16 protein-coding genes are annotated in these 15,476 nt (G+C 65.2%); 11 read left to right on the forward strand and 5 right to left on the reverse strand.

Annotated elements, in window-relative coordinates; all coding sequences use genetic code 11:
* Positions 1–76: 76 nt before the first annotated feature.
* A complete protein-coding gene (locus ACTHJ1_RS12960) occupies positions 77–1,114 on the forward strand; it encodes an LLM class flavin-dependent oxidoreductase (RefSeq protein WP_440192982.1) in 1,038 nt (345 codons plus the stop codon).
* Positions 1,115–1,148: 34 nt separating this feature from the next.
* On the opposite strand, the gene ACTHJ1_RS12965 is transcribed toward ACTHJ1_RS12960, so the two are convergent.
* The 3 genes from ACTHJ1_RS12965 to ACTHJ1_RS12975 form a co-directional block, all read right to left on the reverse strand.
* Positions 1,149–2,513: an MmgE/PrpD family protein gene (locus ACTHJ1_RS12965; protein WP_440192984.1), complete on the reverse strand. Its 1,365-nt coding sequence runs from the start codon at positions 2,511–2,513 to the stop codon at positions 1,149–1,151.
* Between the two features lie 51 nt (positions 2,514–2,564).
* Positions 2,565–3,725, reverse strand: coding sequence for an acyl-CoA dehydrogenase family protein (locus ACTHJ1_RS12970; protein ID WP_440192986.1), 1,161 nt, complete (start codon positions 3,723–3,725; stop codon positions 2,565–2,567).
* A 64-nt stretch (positions 3,726–3,789) separates the two neighbouring features.
* On the reverse strand, positions 3,790–4,452 hold the full coding sequence (locus tag ACTHJ1_RS12975; protein ID WP_440192988.1) for a GntR family transcriptional regulator: 663 nt from the start codon (positions 4,450–4,452) through the stop codon (positions 3,790–3,792).
* A 93-nt stretch (positions 4,453–4,545) separates the two neighbouring features.
* Between ACTHJ1_RS12975 and ACTHJ1_RS12980 the strand changes: the two genes are divergently transcribed.
* The 9 genes from ACTHJ1_RS12980 (at position 4,546) to ACTHJ1_RS13020 (ending at position 12,595) form a co-directional block, all read left to right on the forward strand.
* Positions 4,546–4,701 (forward strand): hypothetical protein, encoded by a 156-nt coding sequence (locus ACTHJ1_RS12980; protein ID WP_440192990.1) that lies wholly within the window; start codon positions 4,546–4,548, stop codon positions 4,699–4,701.
* A complete protein-coding gene (locus ACTHJ1_RS12985) occupies positions 4,691–6,079 on the forward strand; it encodes an amidase (protein WP_440192992.1) in 1,389 nt (462 codons plus the stop codon). Before ACTHJ1_RS12980 ends, ACTHJ1_RS12985 begins: the two co-directional genes overlap by 11 nt.
* A gap of 17 nt (positions 6,080–6,096) precedes the next feature.
* Positions 6,097–7,293, forward strand: coding sequence for a CaiB/BaiF CoA transferase family protein (locus tag ACTHJ1_RS12990; protein WP_440192994.1), 1,197 nt, complete (start codon positions 6,097–6,099; stop codon positions 7,291–7,293).
* Positions 7,294–7,318: 25 nt separating this feature from the next.
* Positions 7,319–8,125 carry an enoyl-CoA hydratase gene (locus ACTHJ1_RS12995; RefSeq protein ID WP_440192996.1) on the forward strand — a complete coding sequence of 269 codons (807 nt, stop codon included), beginning with the start codon at positions 7,319–7,321 and terminating at the stop codon, positions 8,123–8,125.
* Positions 8,126–8,206: 81 nt separating this feature from the next.
* On the forward strand, positions 8,207–9,184 hold the full coding sequence (locus tag ACTHJ1_RS13000; RefSeq protein WP_440192998.1) for an ABC transporter substrate-binding protein: 978 nt from the start codon (positions 8,207–8,209) through the stop codon (positions 9,182–9,184).
* A gap of 77 nt (positions 9,185–9,261) precedes the next feature.
* Positions 9,262–10,110, forward strand: coding sequence for an ABC transporter permease (locus tag ACTHJ1_RS13005; protein WP_440192999.1), 849 nt, complete (start codon positions 9,262–9,264; stop codon positions 10,108–10,110).
* Between the two features lie 7 nt (positions 10,111–10,117).
* Positions 10,118–10,867: an ABC transporter ATP-binding protein gene (locus tag ACTHJ1_RS13010; RefSeq protein ID WP_440193001.1), complete on the forward strand. Its 750-nt coding sequence runs from the start codon at positions 10,118–10,120 to the stop codon at positions 10,865–10,867.
* A 29-nt stretch (positions 10,868–10,896) separates the two neighbouring features.
* The gene (locus tag ACTHJ1_RS13015; protein WP_440193003.1) at positions 10,897–11,778 is read left to right on the forward strand and encodes a polysaccharide deacetylase family protein; all 882 of its coding nucleotides are present in this window, start codon (positions 10,897–10,899) and stop codon (positions 11,776–11,778) included.
* Between the two features lie 40 nt (positions 11,779–11,818).
* Positions 11,819–12,595, forward strand: a complete 777-nt coding sequence (locus tag ACTHJ1_RS13020; RefSeq protein WP_440193005.1) for an SDR family oxidoreductase — start codon at positions 11,819–11,821, stop codon at positions 12,593–12,595.
* A gap of 45 nt (positions 12,596–12,640) precedes the next feature.
* Here the strand turns inward: ACTHJ1_RS13020 and ACTHJ1_RS13025 are convergent, their stop codons facing one another.
* On the reverse strand, positions 12,641–13,438 hold the full coding sequence (locus ACTHJ1_RS13025; RefSeq protein ID WP_440193007.1) for an enoyl-CoA hydratase/isomerase family protein: 798 nt from the start codon (positions 13,436–13,438) through the stop codon (positions 12,641–12,643).
* A 122-nt stretch (positions 13,439–13,560) separates the two neighbouring features.
* Complete coding sequence (locus tag ACTHJ1_RS13030) at positions 13,561–14,358, reverse strand: fumarylacetoacetate hydrolase family protein (RefSeq protein ID WP_440193009.1); 798 nt, start codon at positions 14,356–14,358, stop codon at positions 13,561–13,563.
* A 171-nt stretch (positions 14,359–14,529) separates the two neighbouring features.
* Between ACTHJ1_RS13030 and ACTHJ1_RS13035 the strand changes: the two genes are divergently transcribed.
* Positions 14,530–15,468, forward strand: a complete 939-nt coding sequence (locus ACTHJ1_RS13035) for a 2-hydroxyacid dehydrogenase (RefSeq protein ID WP_440193011.1) — start codon at positions 14,530–14,532, stop codon at positions 15,466–15,468.
* Positions 15,469–15,476 lie beyond the last annotated feature (8 nt).

A 15,476-nucleotide genomic window follows, 5' to 3' on the forward strand; every position in this document is an offset into this window, starting at 1 on the left:
GTCCCGGAGCGGCGCAGACGGATCCGGACAAGGCCAAGCCGTTGCCCGGCGCACGGCGTTTTTCATCATTACCTCCATGACGACTCCCTCCACGCTCGAATTCGGCCTGGATACTTTCGGCGACGTGACCGACGGCGCGGCAGGCGTGCCGCTTTCGCACGCACAGGTCATTCGCAATCTGGTCGACGAGGCCGTGCTGGCCGACCAGATCGGCCTGGACTTCATCGGCGTAGGCGAGCACCATCGGCCCGATTTCGCCGTGTCCGCGCCCGAGGTGGTGCTGGCGGCCATGGCGGCGCGCACCGATCGCATCCGCCTTGGCTCGGCCGTCACGGTGCTCAGCTCCGACGATCCGGTGCGCGTCTTTCAGCGCTTTGCCACCGTGGATGCGATATCGAACGGCCGCGCCGAAGTCATACTCGGCCGGGGGTCCTTTACCGAATCTTTTCCGCTGTTCGGCTATGACCTGCAGCAATACGAAGCGCTGTTCGAAGAAAAACTCGATCTGTTCGCGGCCCTGCTCGAACAACAGCCGGTGACCTGGCAAGGCCGGCTGCGTGCGTCGCTGCACAACCAGTCGGTGTATCCCGGCGTGGAGCACGGCAGGCTCAAGACCTGGGTGGGCGTGGGCGGCAGCCCGGAATCGGTGGTGCGCGCCGCGCGCTACGACTTTCCGCTGATGCTGGCCATTATCGGCGGCGACCCGCGGCGCTTTGCGCCTTATGTCGATCTTTATCACCGGGCCTTTGCGCAATTCGGCCGGCCCGTGCGGCCGGTCGGCGTGCATTCGCCGGGCTACGTGGCCAAGACCGACGAACAGGCGCGGGAAGAGTTCTGGCCGGGCTTCAAGGCCAATCGCGATCGCATCGGCAAGGAGCGCGGCTGGCCGTCCATGCGGCGCGAAGAATACGAAAGCGAGATCGAACACGGCTCGCTGTATGTGGGCTCGCCCGAGACCGTAGCGAGCAAGATCGCGGCCACGGTGCGCGCGCTGCGGGCCAGCCGCTTTCAGCTCAAGTATTCGGCCGGCCCCACGCCGCATGACACGCTGATGCGCGGCATCGAGCTGTATGGGCGCGAGGTCGTGCCCAGGGTGCGCGACATGCTGGCGTGATGCGCGTCGGCGCGATCGGACTCGCGCCCGAAGATCAGCGAGCGAGAATCGGCCCGATTTGCGCGGTATCTTCCAGATTCCGTACGCGCGCTATCAGCGCGGGCGCCTCGTCGGCGCGCACGGCCTGGGCATACGTCGCCAGCGTTAGAAATTTTTCCTCAATCTCGGCCTGCGTCAGGCTGTTTCCCGGATCGCCTCTGGGCTCGTCCACGCGCGCATCGAGTTCGCGGCCGTCCGTCGTGGTGACCGTGACTTTTCCGATCCAGCGCGCGGGGTAGCGCGCCTCGACTTGCGCATCCAGGCGCATCTGGACTTTCTCGCGAAACGACAGAATTTCCGGGTCGGAGAAGTCTGCGTCGAATTCGCGCAGCCCGGCGCGGCCACGCAGCGCGGCAATGGCCAGCACGTGCCCCATGCAGAATTTGGACTGAAGCACGGTCTTGGGCTGCGATATCGGGCCCAGGATGTCCAGTGCGCTCTGATGCACGTGCGCCACGACGCGCGCGATCTGCGAAGCGTTCAGGCATTGCTCCCTCATGACCTTGAGCAGCGCATCGGCGGCCGGATGCGTATGGCGGCACGAGGCGTGGGTTTTGAACGAGGTCTCGGCAAGCGTCCAGCGCGTACCCAGACGATCGGTGAGCCTGGCCGGGTCGGCATCGGTCGACATGCCGGCGGCCATGCCTTGCGGCCCTTCCAGAATGCGTTTGGCGCCGGTGAAACCGTCCTGCGCCAGATAGGCCGACTTCATGCCGTTTACGACGGCATTGGAACTGTGCAGTTGCTTGGCATCGGCCGCATCGCGCAGAAACTCCCACAAGCCCGCCGCCTGCGTGCCTGCCGAGCCGAAGGCATCGAGCATCTGGTCCGGGCTCAGGCCGAGCAGACGGCCTGCGGCCGCCGCCGCTGCCAGCGTGCCGGCCGTGGCCGTGGTGTGGAAGATCTTGTAGTGCGAGCGCCCTAGAAATTCGCCCACCCTTATTCCCACTTCGTAGCCTGCCACCGCGGCGGTCAGGAACGCCCGGCCCGACGACCCCAGCGCCTGGGCCATGGCCAGCAGGGTGGGAAAGACGACCGTGCCCGGATGCAGCACGGCGCCGTTGTGCACGTCGTCGAGCTCGAGCATGTGGGCCGACGCGGCGTTGATCATGGCGGCAAACATCGGCGAAGTCTTGCGGCGCGAGATCAGGACTTCCGACGGGCCATCCCCCGGCCCCATGGACACGGCGAATTTCTCCATGGACAACACGGGGCGCGACCCTGCGCCCGCCAGGCTGCACCCCAGGCTGTCGAGCAAAAGCGCCTTGCAGCGCTGCAGCACGTCACTCGGAACCTGCTCGTAGCGCAGGGTGCTCGCAAAGGCCGCGAGTTCGGCGCTGGGATGGCTCTCAAGACGCATGGCGGCGTTGCGGGCTGGTGCTTTCCGGGGTTGAACAGCGTGCCTGACGAATCAGAATGAGCGCGGCAGGCCCAGCACGTGTTCGGCCACGTAAGACAGGATGAGGTTGGTGGAGATGGGAGCGACCTGGTAGAGGCGGGTTTCGCGGAACTTGCGTTCGATGTCGTATTCGTGGGCGAAGCCGAAGCCGCCGTGGAACTGCAGGCAGGCGTTGGCCGCTTCCCAAGAAGCGTCGGCGGCCAGCAGCTTGGCCATATTGGCCTGGGTGCCGCAGGGCAGCCCGGCATCGAAGCGGCGCGTGGCGTCATAGCGCATGAGGCTGGCGGCCTCGACATTGACGAAGGCGCGGGCGATGGGGAACTGCACGCCCTGGTTCTGGCCGATGGGCCGGCCGAACACCACACGCTCTTTCACATAGGCCGAGACCTTGTCGACGAACCAGTAGCCGTCGCCGATGCACTCGGCGGCGATCAGGGCGCGCTCGGCGTTCAGGCCGTCGAGGATGTACCTGAACCCCTTGCCTTCTTCGCCGATGAGGTTTTCGGCGGGAATTTCGAGGTTGTCGAAAAAGAGCTCGTTGGTCTCGTGGTTGACCATGTTGGCGATGGGCCGCACCTGCATGCCGTGGCCGATGGCCTGGTGCAGGTCGACCAGGAAGATGGACATGCCCTCGGACTTGCGCTGGACCTGGTCGATGGGAGTGGTGCGCGCCAGCAGGATCATCAGGTCCGAGTGCTGCACGCGCGAGATCCAGACCTTCTGGCCGTTGACCACATAGCGGTCGCCCTTTTTGACGGCGGTGGTCTTGATCTTGGTGGTGTCGGTGCCGGTGGTGGGCTCGGTCACGCCCATGGACTGCAGGCGCAGCTCGCCGCTGGCGATGCGCGGCAGGTACTTTTGCTTTTGCTCGGCCGAGCCGTGGCGCAGCAGGGTGCCCATGTTGTACATCTGGCCGTGGCAGGCGCCCGAGTTGCCGCCGGCGCGGTTGATTTCTTCCATGATGACCGAGGCCTCGGTCAGGCCCAGGCCCGAGCCGCCGTATTCCTGGGGAATCAGCGCGGCCAGCCAGCCCGCCTGCGTCAGCGCGTCGACGAACTCTTCGGGGTAGCCCTGGGCGGCGTCGATCTTGCGAAAGTATTCGGCCGGAAATTGCGCGCACAGCGCGCGCACGGCTTCGCGTATGTCCTGGTAGTCGTTGGCGGAATCGGTCATGGTTGCGGGAGATCGTTAAGAGTGGAAGGGGCGCGTGTCCGTCGGGAGCTCGCGCGGCGGATGGCTAAACCTTCACCATGGACTTGGGCAGGTTGATGAGGAAATCCGAAAGACCTTTGGCACCCTGTGCCAGGCTCACATGACGCATCATCATGCGATGGGCGCGCTCGGGGTCGTTGCCTAGAATGGCTTGCACCAGCTCGTCGTGCTGTTCGTGCGACGAGCGCACCCGGCCCACTGCGCTGAACGAGTGTTTCAGGTAGGCGCCGGTGCGGGCGCGCAGACGCAGCAGCTCCTGTCGCAAGTAGGGATTGCGGCAGCCCTGGTAGAGCATCTCGTGGAACGCCTGATTGGCTTTGCTCCAGGCCTGCGCGTCGTCGCTTTCGGCCATCGACGCAGTCTCTTGATGCAGGCGTGCCAGCGCCTCGCGCTCGGTCTGGGTCATGCGTTCGCACGCCATGCGCGCGCATACCCCCTCCATCTCGGCCATCAATTCCCAGATCGCCAGCAGTTGCTGGACATCCATGCGGGCGACGACGGCCCCTCCGCGAGGCTGGCTTTCCAGGATGCCCTGCACCTTCAGCTGCAGGATCGCTTCCCGCACAGGCGTGCGGGACACCTGGTAATCGGCGGCGATCTTCTGCTCGTCGATCGCGTCCCCCGGCAGCAGCGTGCCGCTGCGGATATCGCTCTCGATGGCCAGACGGATCCGTTCACTGACTTTCATAGGCGCCTCGAATAATGCAAAAAAGAGTTGCCAAGAATTATCTCTTTATCTATAAATATATTTATAACTGTCCAAATAATAAATTGGAGCAGCATGAATATCAAGAAACCCGAGCAAGCTGCAACGGCGTCGTGCGTCGAAGCCTTGCAGGCACTGCTGGCCTTGTCGGGCGTCGCCGTCACGCCCGACGAGGCGCAATCCGTCCTGCGTGCGCTGACACGCCTTGCGCCGCCGACCCATGGTCGTTGAGACCGCCGCCGGACTGCCGGGCAATATTGCCGGCTTGCGTGCACTCATCGAGCGCAAGGCGCTGACGCCTGACGAGGCCCTTGCGTCGCAGAGCGAGGCATTTCGCAAAGAGCCATGGCATTGCGCGGTAGCGCAGATGCCGCGCGTTCCGGGCCGGCAGAGCGCTGGACCCTTGTCGGGCGTCGGATTCGCCCACAAAGACCTATTTCGCCTGGCCAACCGCGTGCCGGAGTGCGGCGCGGCCCACCCTTGGCCGGCGGCGCCCGCGCGCGCGGCGTCGGCCATCGTGCGTCTGGCGCGCGCCGGCAGCCAGCCGCTGGCCGCGCTGGCCATGGCCGAACACGCCTGCGGCGCCACGGCGCAGAATCCGCGCTACCCGGACGTGATCAATCCGCTGGATGCCCGGGCGGCGGTGGGAGGCTCTTCCAGCGGCTCGGCCGTGGCTGTCGCAGCCGGACTCTGCTACGGATCCCTGGGAACCGATACGGCCGGCTCGATACGCATTCCCGCCGCGACGTGCGGGGTATTCGGACTCAAGCCGACGCAGGGCGCGGTGCCCGTCGACGGCGTGGCGCCGTTGGCGCCCTCGCTGGACAGCGTCGGCCTGTTGGCGCGCGGCGCCGACGACGCGCTCTATCTTTGGCGTGCCCTGCAGTCGGCCCGGTTTTCCAATGACCGACCTGTGTCTCGCGACGCGGGAGTGCCCGCGACAGACGACGCGTGGAAGGTGGCGACCTGCTGGATACACGGCGACCCCGGCATGTCGGCGACCGACTCGGCCACGCAGTGTGCCCTGGACGAATTTGCCGACGCGTGCAGCTCGCGGGGGCGCCGGCGAGATGTCCTGCTGCACGACATGCCGCATTGGATGCGCCTGGCGCAGACCCTGCTCTACGCCGAGGCGGCGTCGACACATACCTTGGCCCTGCGTGGCGCGCAGCCCGCGCTGGGCCCGCTGGCGCGAGCGATCGCGCTGCCGGGGGTGGCGTTGCCGGCGTCGTGGTACCTGCAGGCTCAGGAAGAACGCGCTCTGCACACGCGCCGCTTCGTCGCCGACATTCTGGCCGACGTTCATCTGCTGCTCGTGCCGGCGCTGCCCACCGGGGTGCCGGACAAGGACGAAGTCAGCACCGTGTCGCCGCATTTCCGTCCACGACGCCTGCTCGATCTTTTCTGCTGGATGTCCTTTGTCAATTACCTGGGTCTGCCCGCCGCGGTGTTTCCCATTGCCTACGACCGCAACGCCAGGCCGATCTGCGTGCAAGCCATCGCGCGGCCTGGCGATGAAGCGACTTTGCTGGCGTTCGCCCGCCAGGTCGAACTGCGGCGCTTCGACGGACAGGGCTTTACGCGCCTGCCCGCTCATCAACCTATTTAGTCCTATACGAACCCACCATGCCCGCCTTGCATGCTTCTCAAGCCCTCAAGCGTTTCCGTGTGCTGGATCTTTCGCGCGTGCGCGCCGGTCCCACCTGCGTGCGCATGCTGGCCGACTTCGGCGCCGATGTCATCCGTATCGAGCCCCCGCCGGGCGTGGACCCGAACGAGGCGATGTTTGCCGCGGATCGATGGAGCGGCGACTTCCAGAACCTGAACCGCAACAAGCGATCCTTGACGCTCAACCTGAAAAAACCGCAGGGCTTGGAGATTTTGCGCAAATTGGTCGCCGATGCCGACGTGGTGGTGGAGAACTGGCGGCCGGATGTGAAGGCGCGACTCGGTGTCGACTACGACTCGCTCAGCGCGATCAATCCACGCATCATCCTGGCAAGCATTTCCGGCTTCGGACAGACCGGACCGTACGCCAACCGACCCGGATTCGACCAGATCGTGCAGGGCATGGGGGGATTGATGTCGGTGACCGGCTTCGAAGCGCAGGGCCCGGTACGTGCCGGCCTGGCGGTGGCCGACTCCAGCACCGGCCTGTACGCCGCGCTGGGCATCCTTACCGCCTTGCTCGAACGCGAGGTTTCCGGGCGAGGCCAATGGGTGCACGCCTCGCTGCTGCATGCCCAGATCGCAATGATGGATTTTCAGGCGGCACGCTACTTGAACGACGGCGATGTGCCTCGCCAAGAGGGCAACGATCACCCCACCAGCAGCCCGATGGGTCTTTTCCGCGCCTGCGATGGCCTGTTCAATCTGGGCGCCTCGGGAGAGGGAAACTGGCGGCGGTTCTGCGATGTGCTCGAGCGTCCCGATTGGCTGGCCGATCCCGAGTTCGAGACGGAAAAGCTTCGGGTGCGCAACCGCCAGCGGCTCAATCGCGAGATCCAGGAAGTGTTCCTGCAGAAAAGCGTGGCAGATTGGGTCGAGGCGCTGAACGCGGCGGGCGTGCCCGCAGGTCCTGTCTATACCGTGCCCGAGATGTTCGAGGACCCTCAGGTTGCCCATCTCGGCGTTGCGCGCGAGTGCGACGCGTGGCAAGGCGGAACGCGCACCCTGATCACGCAGCCGGTCACGCTCGCGCGCACGCCTGCCGACGTCGCCCGCACGGCGCCGGGGTGGGGCGAGCACACCGACGAGCTGCTGCAGGAGCTCGGCTACGGTCCGCAGGCGATCGCCGAGCTGCATCAGGCGGGCGTGGTCTGACTTCTTCCCGACAGGATCCATCGACATGAATGAAGCTCAATCTACCCGAGGCCGCCTGGACATCGACGAGGACGTTGCCGGTGTCTTGCGCGTGCGCATCGTCAATCCGGCACGCTACAACGCCATGTCGCTGTCGATGTGGGAAGCGCTCGGCGATGCGCTGGCGCAAGTGTCCCGGCGCTCCGATCTGCGGGCCATCGTGTTGCAGGGCGAGGGCGAGCGGGCATTCGTGTCCGGCGCGGACATTTCCGAGTTCGGCGAGCAGCGCAACGATCCGGCGCAGACCGAACGCTACGACCGCGCCGTGGCCCGCGCGCAGGACGCCCTCACGACCAGCCCGGTGCCGACGCTGGCCCTGATCCAGGGCGTATGCATGGGCGGCGGCATGGGCCTGGCCCTGGCATGCGATTTGCGTTACTGCAATGCGTCAGCGCGATTCCGGATGCCGGCGGCGCGGCTCGGTCTGGGCTACAGCCGCGAGGGCGTCAAGCGTATGTGCGACATCCTGGGCGCCTCGCGCGTGGCCGACCTGTTCTTGACCGCGCGCATCGTCGACGGCGCCGAGGCCGGGCGTATCGGCCTGGTGCAAGAAGTGTTTCCGGATGCCGATTTCCCGGCCTTGGTGCAGGCGCGTGTGCAAACCGTGGCCGAGAACGCGCCGCTTACGCTGCGCGCAGCGCGGCTGGCCATGCGCCACATACTGGGCGGCCCGGGCGCACCGGATGCGCAACAGGTCGACGACGCGGTCCAGGCCTGCTTTCGCAGCCAGGATTATCGAGAAGGACAGATTGCGTTTCGCGAGAAAAGAGCGCCGAGGTTCATGGCGCGATAAGGCTGCCGAATCAGTAGTCGAAGGGCTTTGCAGCCGCTTGTTCCTGAGTCAGTTCAGTGTAGTCGTCCATAGGGGAAAAAAATGAAAGTGATTTATCGCATTACGTTGGCTGCAGCGCTGCTGGGCCATGCAGGCCTGAGCGTCGCCGTCGGTCCCGCGCCCAAGGGTCCCGCCCAGACGCAGACGTTGACCGTGGGCTTCGTCAAGGTGGGGCATCTGTCTCCCATGATGGATATCGCCGAGCGCATGAAGACCTGCAACGTCAATGTCAAGCCGGCCGAATTCGTGCGTTATGCCGATGCGCGCACGGCGCTCATGTCCGGTTCGGTGGATGTGGCCGGCATCGGTCCGGCCGACCTGGCCATCGCCCTGGCTCAGGGCAGCGACCGCGTGGTCGGCTTGACCGGCGTGGCGTCCTCGCCCAAATATCTGGTGGTTCGCAAGGGCGTCAAGATCAATGACTGGAAAGACCTGGCCGGCAAGCGCATAGGCATCGCGCCCGGTTCTGCCGTGTGGTTCCAATGGGCGGCCACGCTGGCTGAAAAGGGCATTCCCTACAACACGTTCAAGGCGGTCAACGTGCAGGGCGGCGGCACGGCGTTCGTGCAGGCGCTCAAGCGCGGGGATGTCGACGCCGTGGCGCTCTGGGAGCCGTTCGAGTCGCAAATGGTGGTGAACGGCGATGCGTATTTCGCCAAGAACCTGGAGTACGACAAGTCCAAATCCGTCGGCGCCGAGCTGGGCATCCTGGCGGCGACCCGCGACGCCCTGCAGAGCAAGCATGAGGCCATGCTTTGCTTCATGTGGGCCTACAAGAGCGAAGAAGAAAAGCTGGCTAAAGATCCCGAGGCGTTTGCCCAGGTCTACTCGAAATACACCGGCCTGCCGCTCGACGTCACCCGGGAATCGGCCAAGCTCATCAAGCTCGGGGGCGTGCTGGACCTGGACCAGTTGCGCCGACAGGCCAAGACGTTCTATGACCTGGGCGTGATTCCCAAGGATGTCAGCGCCGAGATCGGGAAGGTCTGGGATCCCTCCCTGGTCAAAGCGGTGGAATAAATGCGTCATGGGCGAGCGGCCTTCCGCGTGAGGCCGCTCGATCCGCACAAGGGGAGAAGCAGGTGAGTTCATCGACAATGAATCTGAAGCCATCCAATGCGTCGTCGGGCCAGACCAAAGCGCGTGGCCTGCGTCGGCAGGGCTTCAGGCGTACGGCCATCGGCCTGGTCGTGCCAATCTTGATTTTGCTGGTTTGGCAATGGATCGGACAAAGTGCCGCCATGGCCGGGTTGGTGCCCACCCCGGTCCAGGTGGCGCGGGCCTGGTATGTCTGGATCTTCGGCAAACCGGGCATGGGCCTGAACCCGTATCAGGGCACGTGGCTGGCCAATGTGCAGTACTCGTCATGGCGCGTTTTGCAGGGATTCCTGCTGGCCATGCTCTTTGGCATTCCCCTGGGATTGTCGATCGGCTGGAGCCGCTTGATCTCGCAGATGCTCGATCCCCTGATCCAGGGGCTGCGTCCTATTCCCATCACGGCCTGGCTGCCATTTTCCATCGCTCTGTTCGGCATACGCGACATGGGCTCGATCTTCCTGATCTTTCTGGGCGGCTTTTACGCCATCGTCGTCAACACGACCCAGGGTGCCCGAGACGTAGACCGCAATCTGGTGCGCGCCGCGCTGATGATGGGGGCTCGGCCGGCGCATATGCTGCATCGCGTCGTGCTGCCCGCAGCCATGCCGTCCATCTTCACGGGGCTGCGCATCGGATTGGGCATCTCCTGGACAGCCGTCATCGTCTCGGAAATGGTGGCGGTCAAATCCGGCCTGGGTTATGTGCTTTGGGACGCCTACTACGTCGGACGCATGGACATCGTGCTCGCCGACATGGTGTCGATCGGCCTGATGGGATTCGTCAGCGATCGGCTGATCGTGTGGATCGAGCATCACGTCCTGGCCTGGCGCATGTTGCAGAATCATTGAGGATCTCATGTCGGACATTTCGATCACGCAGTTGAGCAAGATCTACCCCGGCGTCACGCCTGTTCATGCGCTGGACAATATCGACCTGACCGTCTCCGAGGGCGAATTCGTCGCGCTGCTCGGCCCGTCGGGCTGCGGCAAGTCGACCCTGTTGAACCTGATTGCCGGCTTCGAGTCGCCAAGCCAGGGCGATTTGCGGGTCGGCGGCGCCGCCGTTACGAAGCCCGGACCCGACCGGGGCGTGGTGTTCCAGGAGGCCGCGCTGTTTCCCTGGCTCAACGTCTGGGAGAACGTGGTGTTCGGTCCCAAACTGGCCGGTCAGCCCAAGAGCGCCTATGTCGACCGGGCCCGCGAAATGCTCGAAATTACCGGGCTCTCGGGGTTCACGCGGCATCTGCCCGTGCAGCTGTCCGGCGGCATGCGGCAACGCGTGGGGATAGCCCGCGTGCTGACGCTGGGCTCCCAGGTGCTGCTGATGGACGAGCCGTTCGGCGCGCTCGATGCGCAGACCCGGCTGACGATGCAGGAATTGCTGCTTTCGGTTTGGCAGACGCTGCGCAAAACGGTCGTCTTCGTGACCCACGATATCGACGAGGCCATCCTGCTGGCCGACACCATCTATGTCATGTCGGCGCGTCCGGGACGCATCGCTACGCGCATCACGGTTCCGATCGAGCGCCCGCGTTCGCTCGAACTGATCACGGGCGACGTATTCAACGACCTGAAGCGCGAAATTCTCTTGAAGATGCGTCACTGATCCGACGCGACACCCGGACACTTTCCATCATGGCCAATCCACGCATCCCCCATCGCTTTCCGCAAGACCGTACGCCCTGCCAGCCGCCGCCGGCCGGACCGATCATGGTTCACCTGGTCGTCAACGTCGAGAACTGGCGCTTCGATCAGCCCATGCCGCGCACGCTCATCACGCCGCCGCACGGCAAGGAAACCGTGCCCGACGTGCCCAATTTCAGCTGGGTCGATTACGGCATGCGCGCGGGCCTGGCGCGCATGCTTCAGGCGATCTCATCCCGGGGCCTGCCGGCCTCTACCAGTTGCAACGCCAGCGTGATCGACGCGTATCCGCGTGCCGCGCAGGCCATGCTCGAGGCCGGTTGGGAGTTCATCGGTCACGGCATGCATCAGCAAGCCATCAACCATGCCGGCGCGGAGCAGGAGCTGATCGAGAATTCTCTGGAAAAGCTCCAACGCTTCACGGGCGGACGTCCTCGGGGCTGGTTGAGCCCCGGTCTGCGCGAGACGGTCGACACGCCCGATATCCTGGCGGCGGCTGGCGTCGAGTACGTATGCGACTGGGTCGTCGACGACCTGCCCAACTGGATGCGCGTCAAGCAGGGGTCGCTCATCCAGATGCCCTACAACCTCGAATTGAACGATTCGATCATCTACGCCATCGAACGCCATTCCACACCCGAGTTCCTGCTGCGCCTGACGCGCACGCTGGCGCTTTTCGAACAGGAATGCGAACAGCAACCGCGGGTGCTGGCGCTGGGGCTGCATCCGCACCTCATGGGCGTGCCGCACCGGTTCGGCGATTTCGAAAAAATGCTCGATCTGCTGATGGCCAGTCCCAAGGTGTGCTTCATGACGGGCGGAGAAATCGCGGATTGGTTCAAGTCGCAATGCCCCGCGCCTCAGCCCGAATGACGGACTCGTTCACGCCAAAACGCTCACCTCAAGGACACCCATGAATCTGCATTTATCCGGCAAGCGCGTTCTCGTCACGGGCGCCACCAAGGGGATCGGCCTGGCTTGCGCGCAGTCGTTTGCCGCCGAAGGCGCGCGGATTGTCCTGGCGGGACGCGACGCCGCGTCGCTGCAGCAGGCCGCCGAAAAAATGGCCGATGAGAACCGCGTGCAGACGGAGGTTGTCGTCGGCGATCTGGCCGAACCCGGCGCGGCGCAGCGCCTGGCTGCGCAGGTCGGCGCAGTCGATATTCTCGTCAACAACGCGGGGGCGGTTCCCGGAGGCGGCCTCGAGCAGGTCGACGAAGCGCGCTGGCGCGCCGGCTGGGAGCTCAAGGTCTACGGATTCATCAATCTGGCTCGCTGCTACTACCCCCGCATGCGGGATGCCGGCTCGGGCGTCATCGCCAACATCATCGGCATGGCCGGCGCCAGTCCTCGCCCCGACTATATCTGCGGCGCCGCGGCCAACGCCGCGCTCATCGCCTTTACCCGGGCGCTGGGGGGTCAGGCGCCGGATCACGGTGTGCGCGTCTTCGGCGTGAACCCGTCGCGCACCCGCACCGATCGTGTCGTCGCGCTTGCACGCCAGAAAGCGCAGGTGCGTTTCAACGATCCCGAACGCTGGGAAGAGACGCTGACCGGCTTGCCCTTCCATCGCCTGATGGAGCCGTCCGAAGTCGCGGACCTGGTCGTCTTCGGCTGCTCGCCCCGGGCGGGCTACCTGAGCGGAACGGTCATCGATCTGGACGGCGGCGAACAGTACGCGGGCCGCTAGCTCGCTTTGAGCCCGACACGCGCGTAGGAGTCCCTGGCGCCGGACTCATACGCCGCGAAAAACAGGCTTGCGCTTTTCGTTGAACGCCAGCACGCCCTCGCGTCGATCCTGGGTATCGACCAGATGGTTGTAGGCCTCGACTTCGAATCGATAGGCGGTGCGCAATTCCATCTGGCCGCCGTAGCGCACCGACTTCTTGATCTGCTTCACCGATAGCGGCGCGTTGCCGGCAATGACGCGGGCGGTGGCCAACGATTCGGGCAATATGTCCTGACGGGCGTGCAAGGCGTTGACCAGCCCCCAGTCGAGGGCCTGCTGGCTTGTGAAGGGTTTGCCGGTCAGCAGGATTTCCTTGGCGCGGCGTTCGCCCAGCGCGCGGGGCAGATTTTGCGTGCCGCCCGCCCCGGGCATGATACCCAGCGTGACTTCGGTCAGGGCAAAGCGCACGTCTTGCGCGGCATAGATGAAATCGCAGCACAAAGCGAGCTCCAGCCCGCCGGCATAGGCATGGCCGTTGACAGCGGCGATGACGGGCATGGGCAGATCGACCAGGGTCCAGAACATGCGCTCGAAAAGCTCGTGCTGAGACTGCCATTGCTGCCGGCTCATGCCGTTGCGCTCTTTCAAATCGCCGCCCGCGCAAAAAATTTTGTCGCCCGAACCCGTAAGGACCGCGCAGCGAATCGACCCGGCATCGTCGGTCAGTCGACGCCACAGATCGAGCAAGTCATGCCCCATCTGCGTGTTGATGGCGTTGCCCGTGTCGGGGCGGTTCAGCATGACTTGCAGAACATGCTCGCCGTCCAGTCGAAGATCCAGCGTCGGATAGGAGGGCAGGTTCATATGCCGGGATTCCGTCGAAAAAGAGAAGAGTCAACACTCAATTTTTTCATATTCCGGCGCTTTTGCGGCTGCGATGTCTCGATCGGAAGGGCATGGCCGCAGCCTACTGACCCGGGCCGCATTCAGCCGACAAAGCGCACGGCCAGCGTGCCCAGGCTGCCGAAGCCGATCTTCAAGTCTTGGCCCGCGGGCACGTCGATATAGCCGGCATACGAGCCGGTAATGACATGCTGGCCGGCCTTCAGGCCCAGGCCCGCGCCGCGCAGAAATTCCACCAGCCAGTACAGCCCCGCCCTGGGCGACTTGTTGGGATGCACGCCGGCGTAGCTCTGCGGGGCGTCGCCGTCCGCGCGGATGACGATGTCCATCTCCACCGGCGCGGCGTCGGGCGACGCGATATCGGGCCCCAGCACCAGGCCGTGGTTGAACATGTGGTCGGCCAGCAGTTCGCTGGCGCTGGCGTCGTCGGGCCTGGCGTAGCGGCAACCCAGAATCTCCAGCGCCAGGCGCGCGCGGCCGATGGCGGCATCGACCTCGGCTTCGGTGTAAGGCTGGGGGCGGGCCGGAAGATCGCGCTTGATCTCGAACGCGATCTCGGGCTCGATGCGCACCTTGCCGTCGACCACCGGCATCGTCACGGGGCCGGCGTCGGCCTGCAGAATGGTCGATGCATAGATGGGCGCAGTGCTGGCGCGGTCGGCCGAGGGCAGGGCGCTTTTCCAGGCCAGGGCTGGATCGCGGTGCTCTTTTTCCAGCAGTTCGGCGGTGCGCAGTTGCACGGCAAAACCTTGGCCGAGATTGCCCGGACGCAGGTCGGCGGGCAGGCGTTCGCCCGCCATGCCGGCCTGACGGGCCTTGATCAGGAAGCGGGCTGCAGCGTCGCAGCCGGCGTAGGATTCGGGTTGAATACGCGGGGTCATGGTGGTTATTCCTTCAGGCAGCCGCTGCGGGCGGCGATCCGGCAAAGAAGAAAAATATCATGCCGAGACTGGCACGAGCCTGTATCGGCATGATCCGCAGCGGCCGCGAGGCCCTGAGCCTTTTCTGGAAAATTCAATCACAATGCAGCATCGAACCTTGAACGGAAAACCATGCGATTGATCGTGAAATCCGGTGGGCCGCAGGCCTATGAAGAATGGCGCAGCCTGTTTGCGGAAGTCTCGCCCGGAATCGACGTGCTGGACTGGTTCGATCCGCCGGCGGATTTGCGCGGCATCGAATACGCCCTGGTCTGGGCGCCCGAGGCGGGCCGTCTGGCCGAGCTGCCCGACCTCAAGCTCATCGTCAGCTCCGGCGCGGGCGTCGACCACATTCTGGCCGATCCGCAGTTGCCCGGGCATCTGCCCATCGCGCGCATGATGCTGGATGTCACGGCCGTCGAAATGAGCGAATACGTGCTGATGTCGGCGCTGATGCTGGTGCGCGACATGAAGCGCATGATCGTCAATCAGGCAAACCGGCATTGGGAGGATTTCTTCCCGCCGCTGCGCTCGACTGCCACGCGCGTGGGCATCATGGGCCTGGGCAGTCTGGGCGCCGCCGCGGCAGATCTGCTCAGGCGCACGGGCTTCATGGTGTCGGGTTGGTCGCGCCGCCGGGCCGATCTGCCGGGCGTGCGGTGCCATGCGGGTGAAGCGGAGTTCGATGCCTTCCTGGCCGAGACCGACATCCTGGTTTGCCTGCTGCCCGCGACCGAGGCCACGCGCGGCATTCTCAACGCCCGGACCTTTGCCCGCCTGCCGCGCGGCGCCTGCCTGGTCAACGCGGCGCGCGGCTCGCACATGGTTCAGGCCGATCTGCTGGCGGCGCTCGACAGCGGGCAGCTCCGGCAGGCCGTGCTGGATGTCTTCGAGCCCGAGCCGCTGGATGCCGATTCGCCGCTCTGGACGCATCCCGGCGTGATCGTCACGCCGCATATCGCGTCCACGCCCAGCCGGCGCGACCGGGCGGTGCGCGCGGCCGAGCTCATCGACCTGCACCGCCGCGGCGAGCCGCTGCCCAATCTGTACGATCGGGCGACGGGCTACTGACCCGCGTG

The organism is Bordetella sp. (assembly GCF_051960075.1).
Classification (GTDB): domain Bacteria; phylum Pseudomonadota; class Gammaproteobacteria; order Burkholderiales; family Burkholderiaceae_B; genus Bordetella.

Excerpts from the sequence above, each read along its gene's own strand:
- ACTHJ1_RS12960 (WP_440192982.1), top strand. The coding sequence starts at position 77 with ATGACGACTCCCTCCACGCTCGAATTCGGCCTGGATACTTTCGGCGAC.
- ACTHJ1_RS12965 (WP_440192984.1), bottom strand. The coding sequence starts at position 2,513 with ATGCGTCTTGAGAGCCATCCCAGCGCCGAACTCGCGGCCTTTGCGAGC.
- ACTHJ1_RS12970 (WP_440192986.1), bottom strand. The coding sequence starts at position 3,725 with ATGACCGATTCCGCCAACGACTACCAGGACATACGCGAAGCCGTGCGC.
- ACTHJ1_RS12975 (WP_440192988.1), bottom strand. The coding sequence starts at position 4,452 with ATGAAAGTCAGTGAACGGATCCGTCTGGCCATCGAGAGCGATATCCGC.
- ACTHJ1_RS12980 (WP_440192990.1), top strand. The coding sequence starts at position 4,546 with ATGAATATCAAGAAACCCGAGCAAGCTGCAACGGCGTCGTGCGTCGAA.
- ACTHJ1_RS12985 (WP_440192992.1), top strand. The coding sequence starts at position 4,691 with ATGGTCGTTGAGACCGCCGCCGGACTGCCGGGCAATATTGCCGGCTTG.
- ACTHJ1_RS12990 (WP_440192994.1), top strand. The coding sequence starts at position 6,097 with ATGCCCGCCTTGCATGCTTCTCAAGCCCTCAAGCGTTTCCGTGTGCTG.
- ACTHJ1_RS12995 (WP_440192996.1), top strand. The coding sequence starts at position 7,319 with ATGAATGAAGCTCAATCTACCCGAGGCCGCCTGGACATCGACGAGGAC.
- ACTHJ1_RS13000 (WP_440192998.1), top strand. The coding sequence starts at position 8,207 with ATGAAAGTGATTTATCGCATTACGTTGGCTGCAGCGCTGCTGGGCCAT.
- ACTHJ1_RS13005 (WP_440192999.1), top strand. The coding sequence starts at position 9,262 with ATGAATCTGAAGCCATCCAATGCGTCGTCGGGCCAGACCAAAGCGCGT.
- ACTHJ1_RS13010 (WP_440193001.1), top strand. The coding sequence starts at position 10,118 with ATGTCGGACATTTCGATCACGCAGTTGAGCAAGATCTACCCCGGCGTC.
- ACTHJ1_RS13015 (WP_440193003.1), top strand. The coding sequence starts at position 10,897 with ATGGCCAATCCACGCATCCCCCATCGCTTTCCGCAAGACCGTACGCCC.
- ACTHJ1_RS13020 (WP_440193005.1), top strand. The coding sequence starts at position 11,819 with ATGAATCTGCATTTATCCGGCAAGCGCGTTCTCGTCACGGGCGCCACC.
- ACTHJ1_RS13025 (WP_440193007.1), bottom strand. The coding sequence starts at position 13,438 with ATGAACCTGCCCTCCTATCCGACGCTGGATCTTCGACTGGACGGCGAG.
- ACTHJ1_RS13030 (WP_440193009.1), bottom strand. The coding sequence starts at position 14,358 with ATGACCCCGCGTATTCAACCCGAATCCTACGCCGGCTGCGACGCTGCA.
- ACTHJ1_RS13035 (WP_440193011.1), top strand. The coding sequence starts at position 14,530 with ATGCGATTGATCGTGAAATCCGGTGGGCCGCAGGCCTATGAAGAATGG.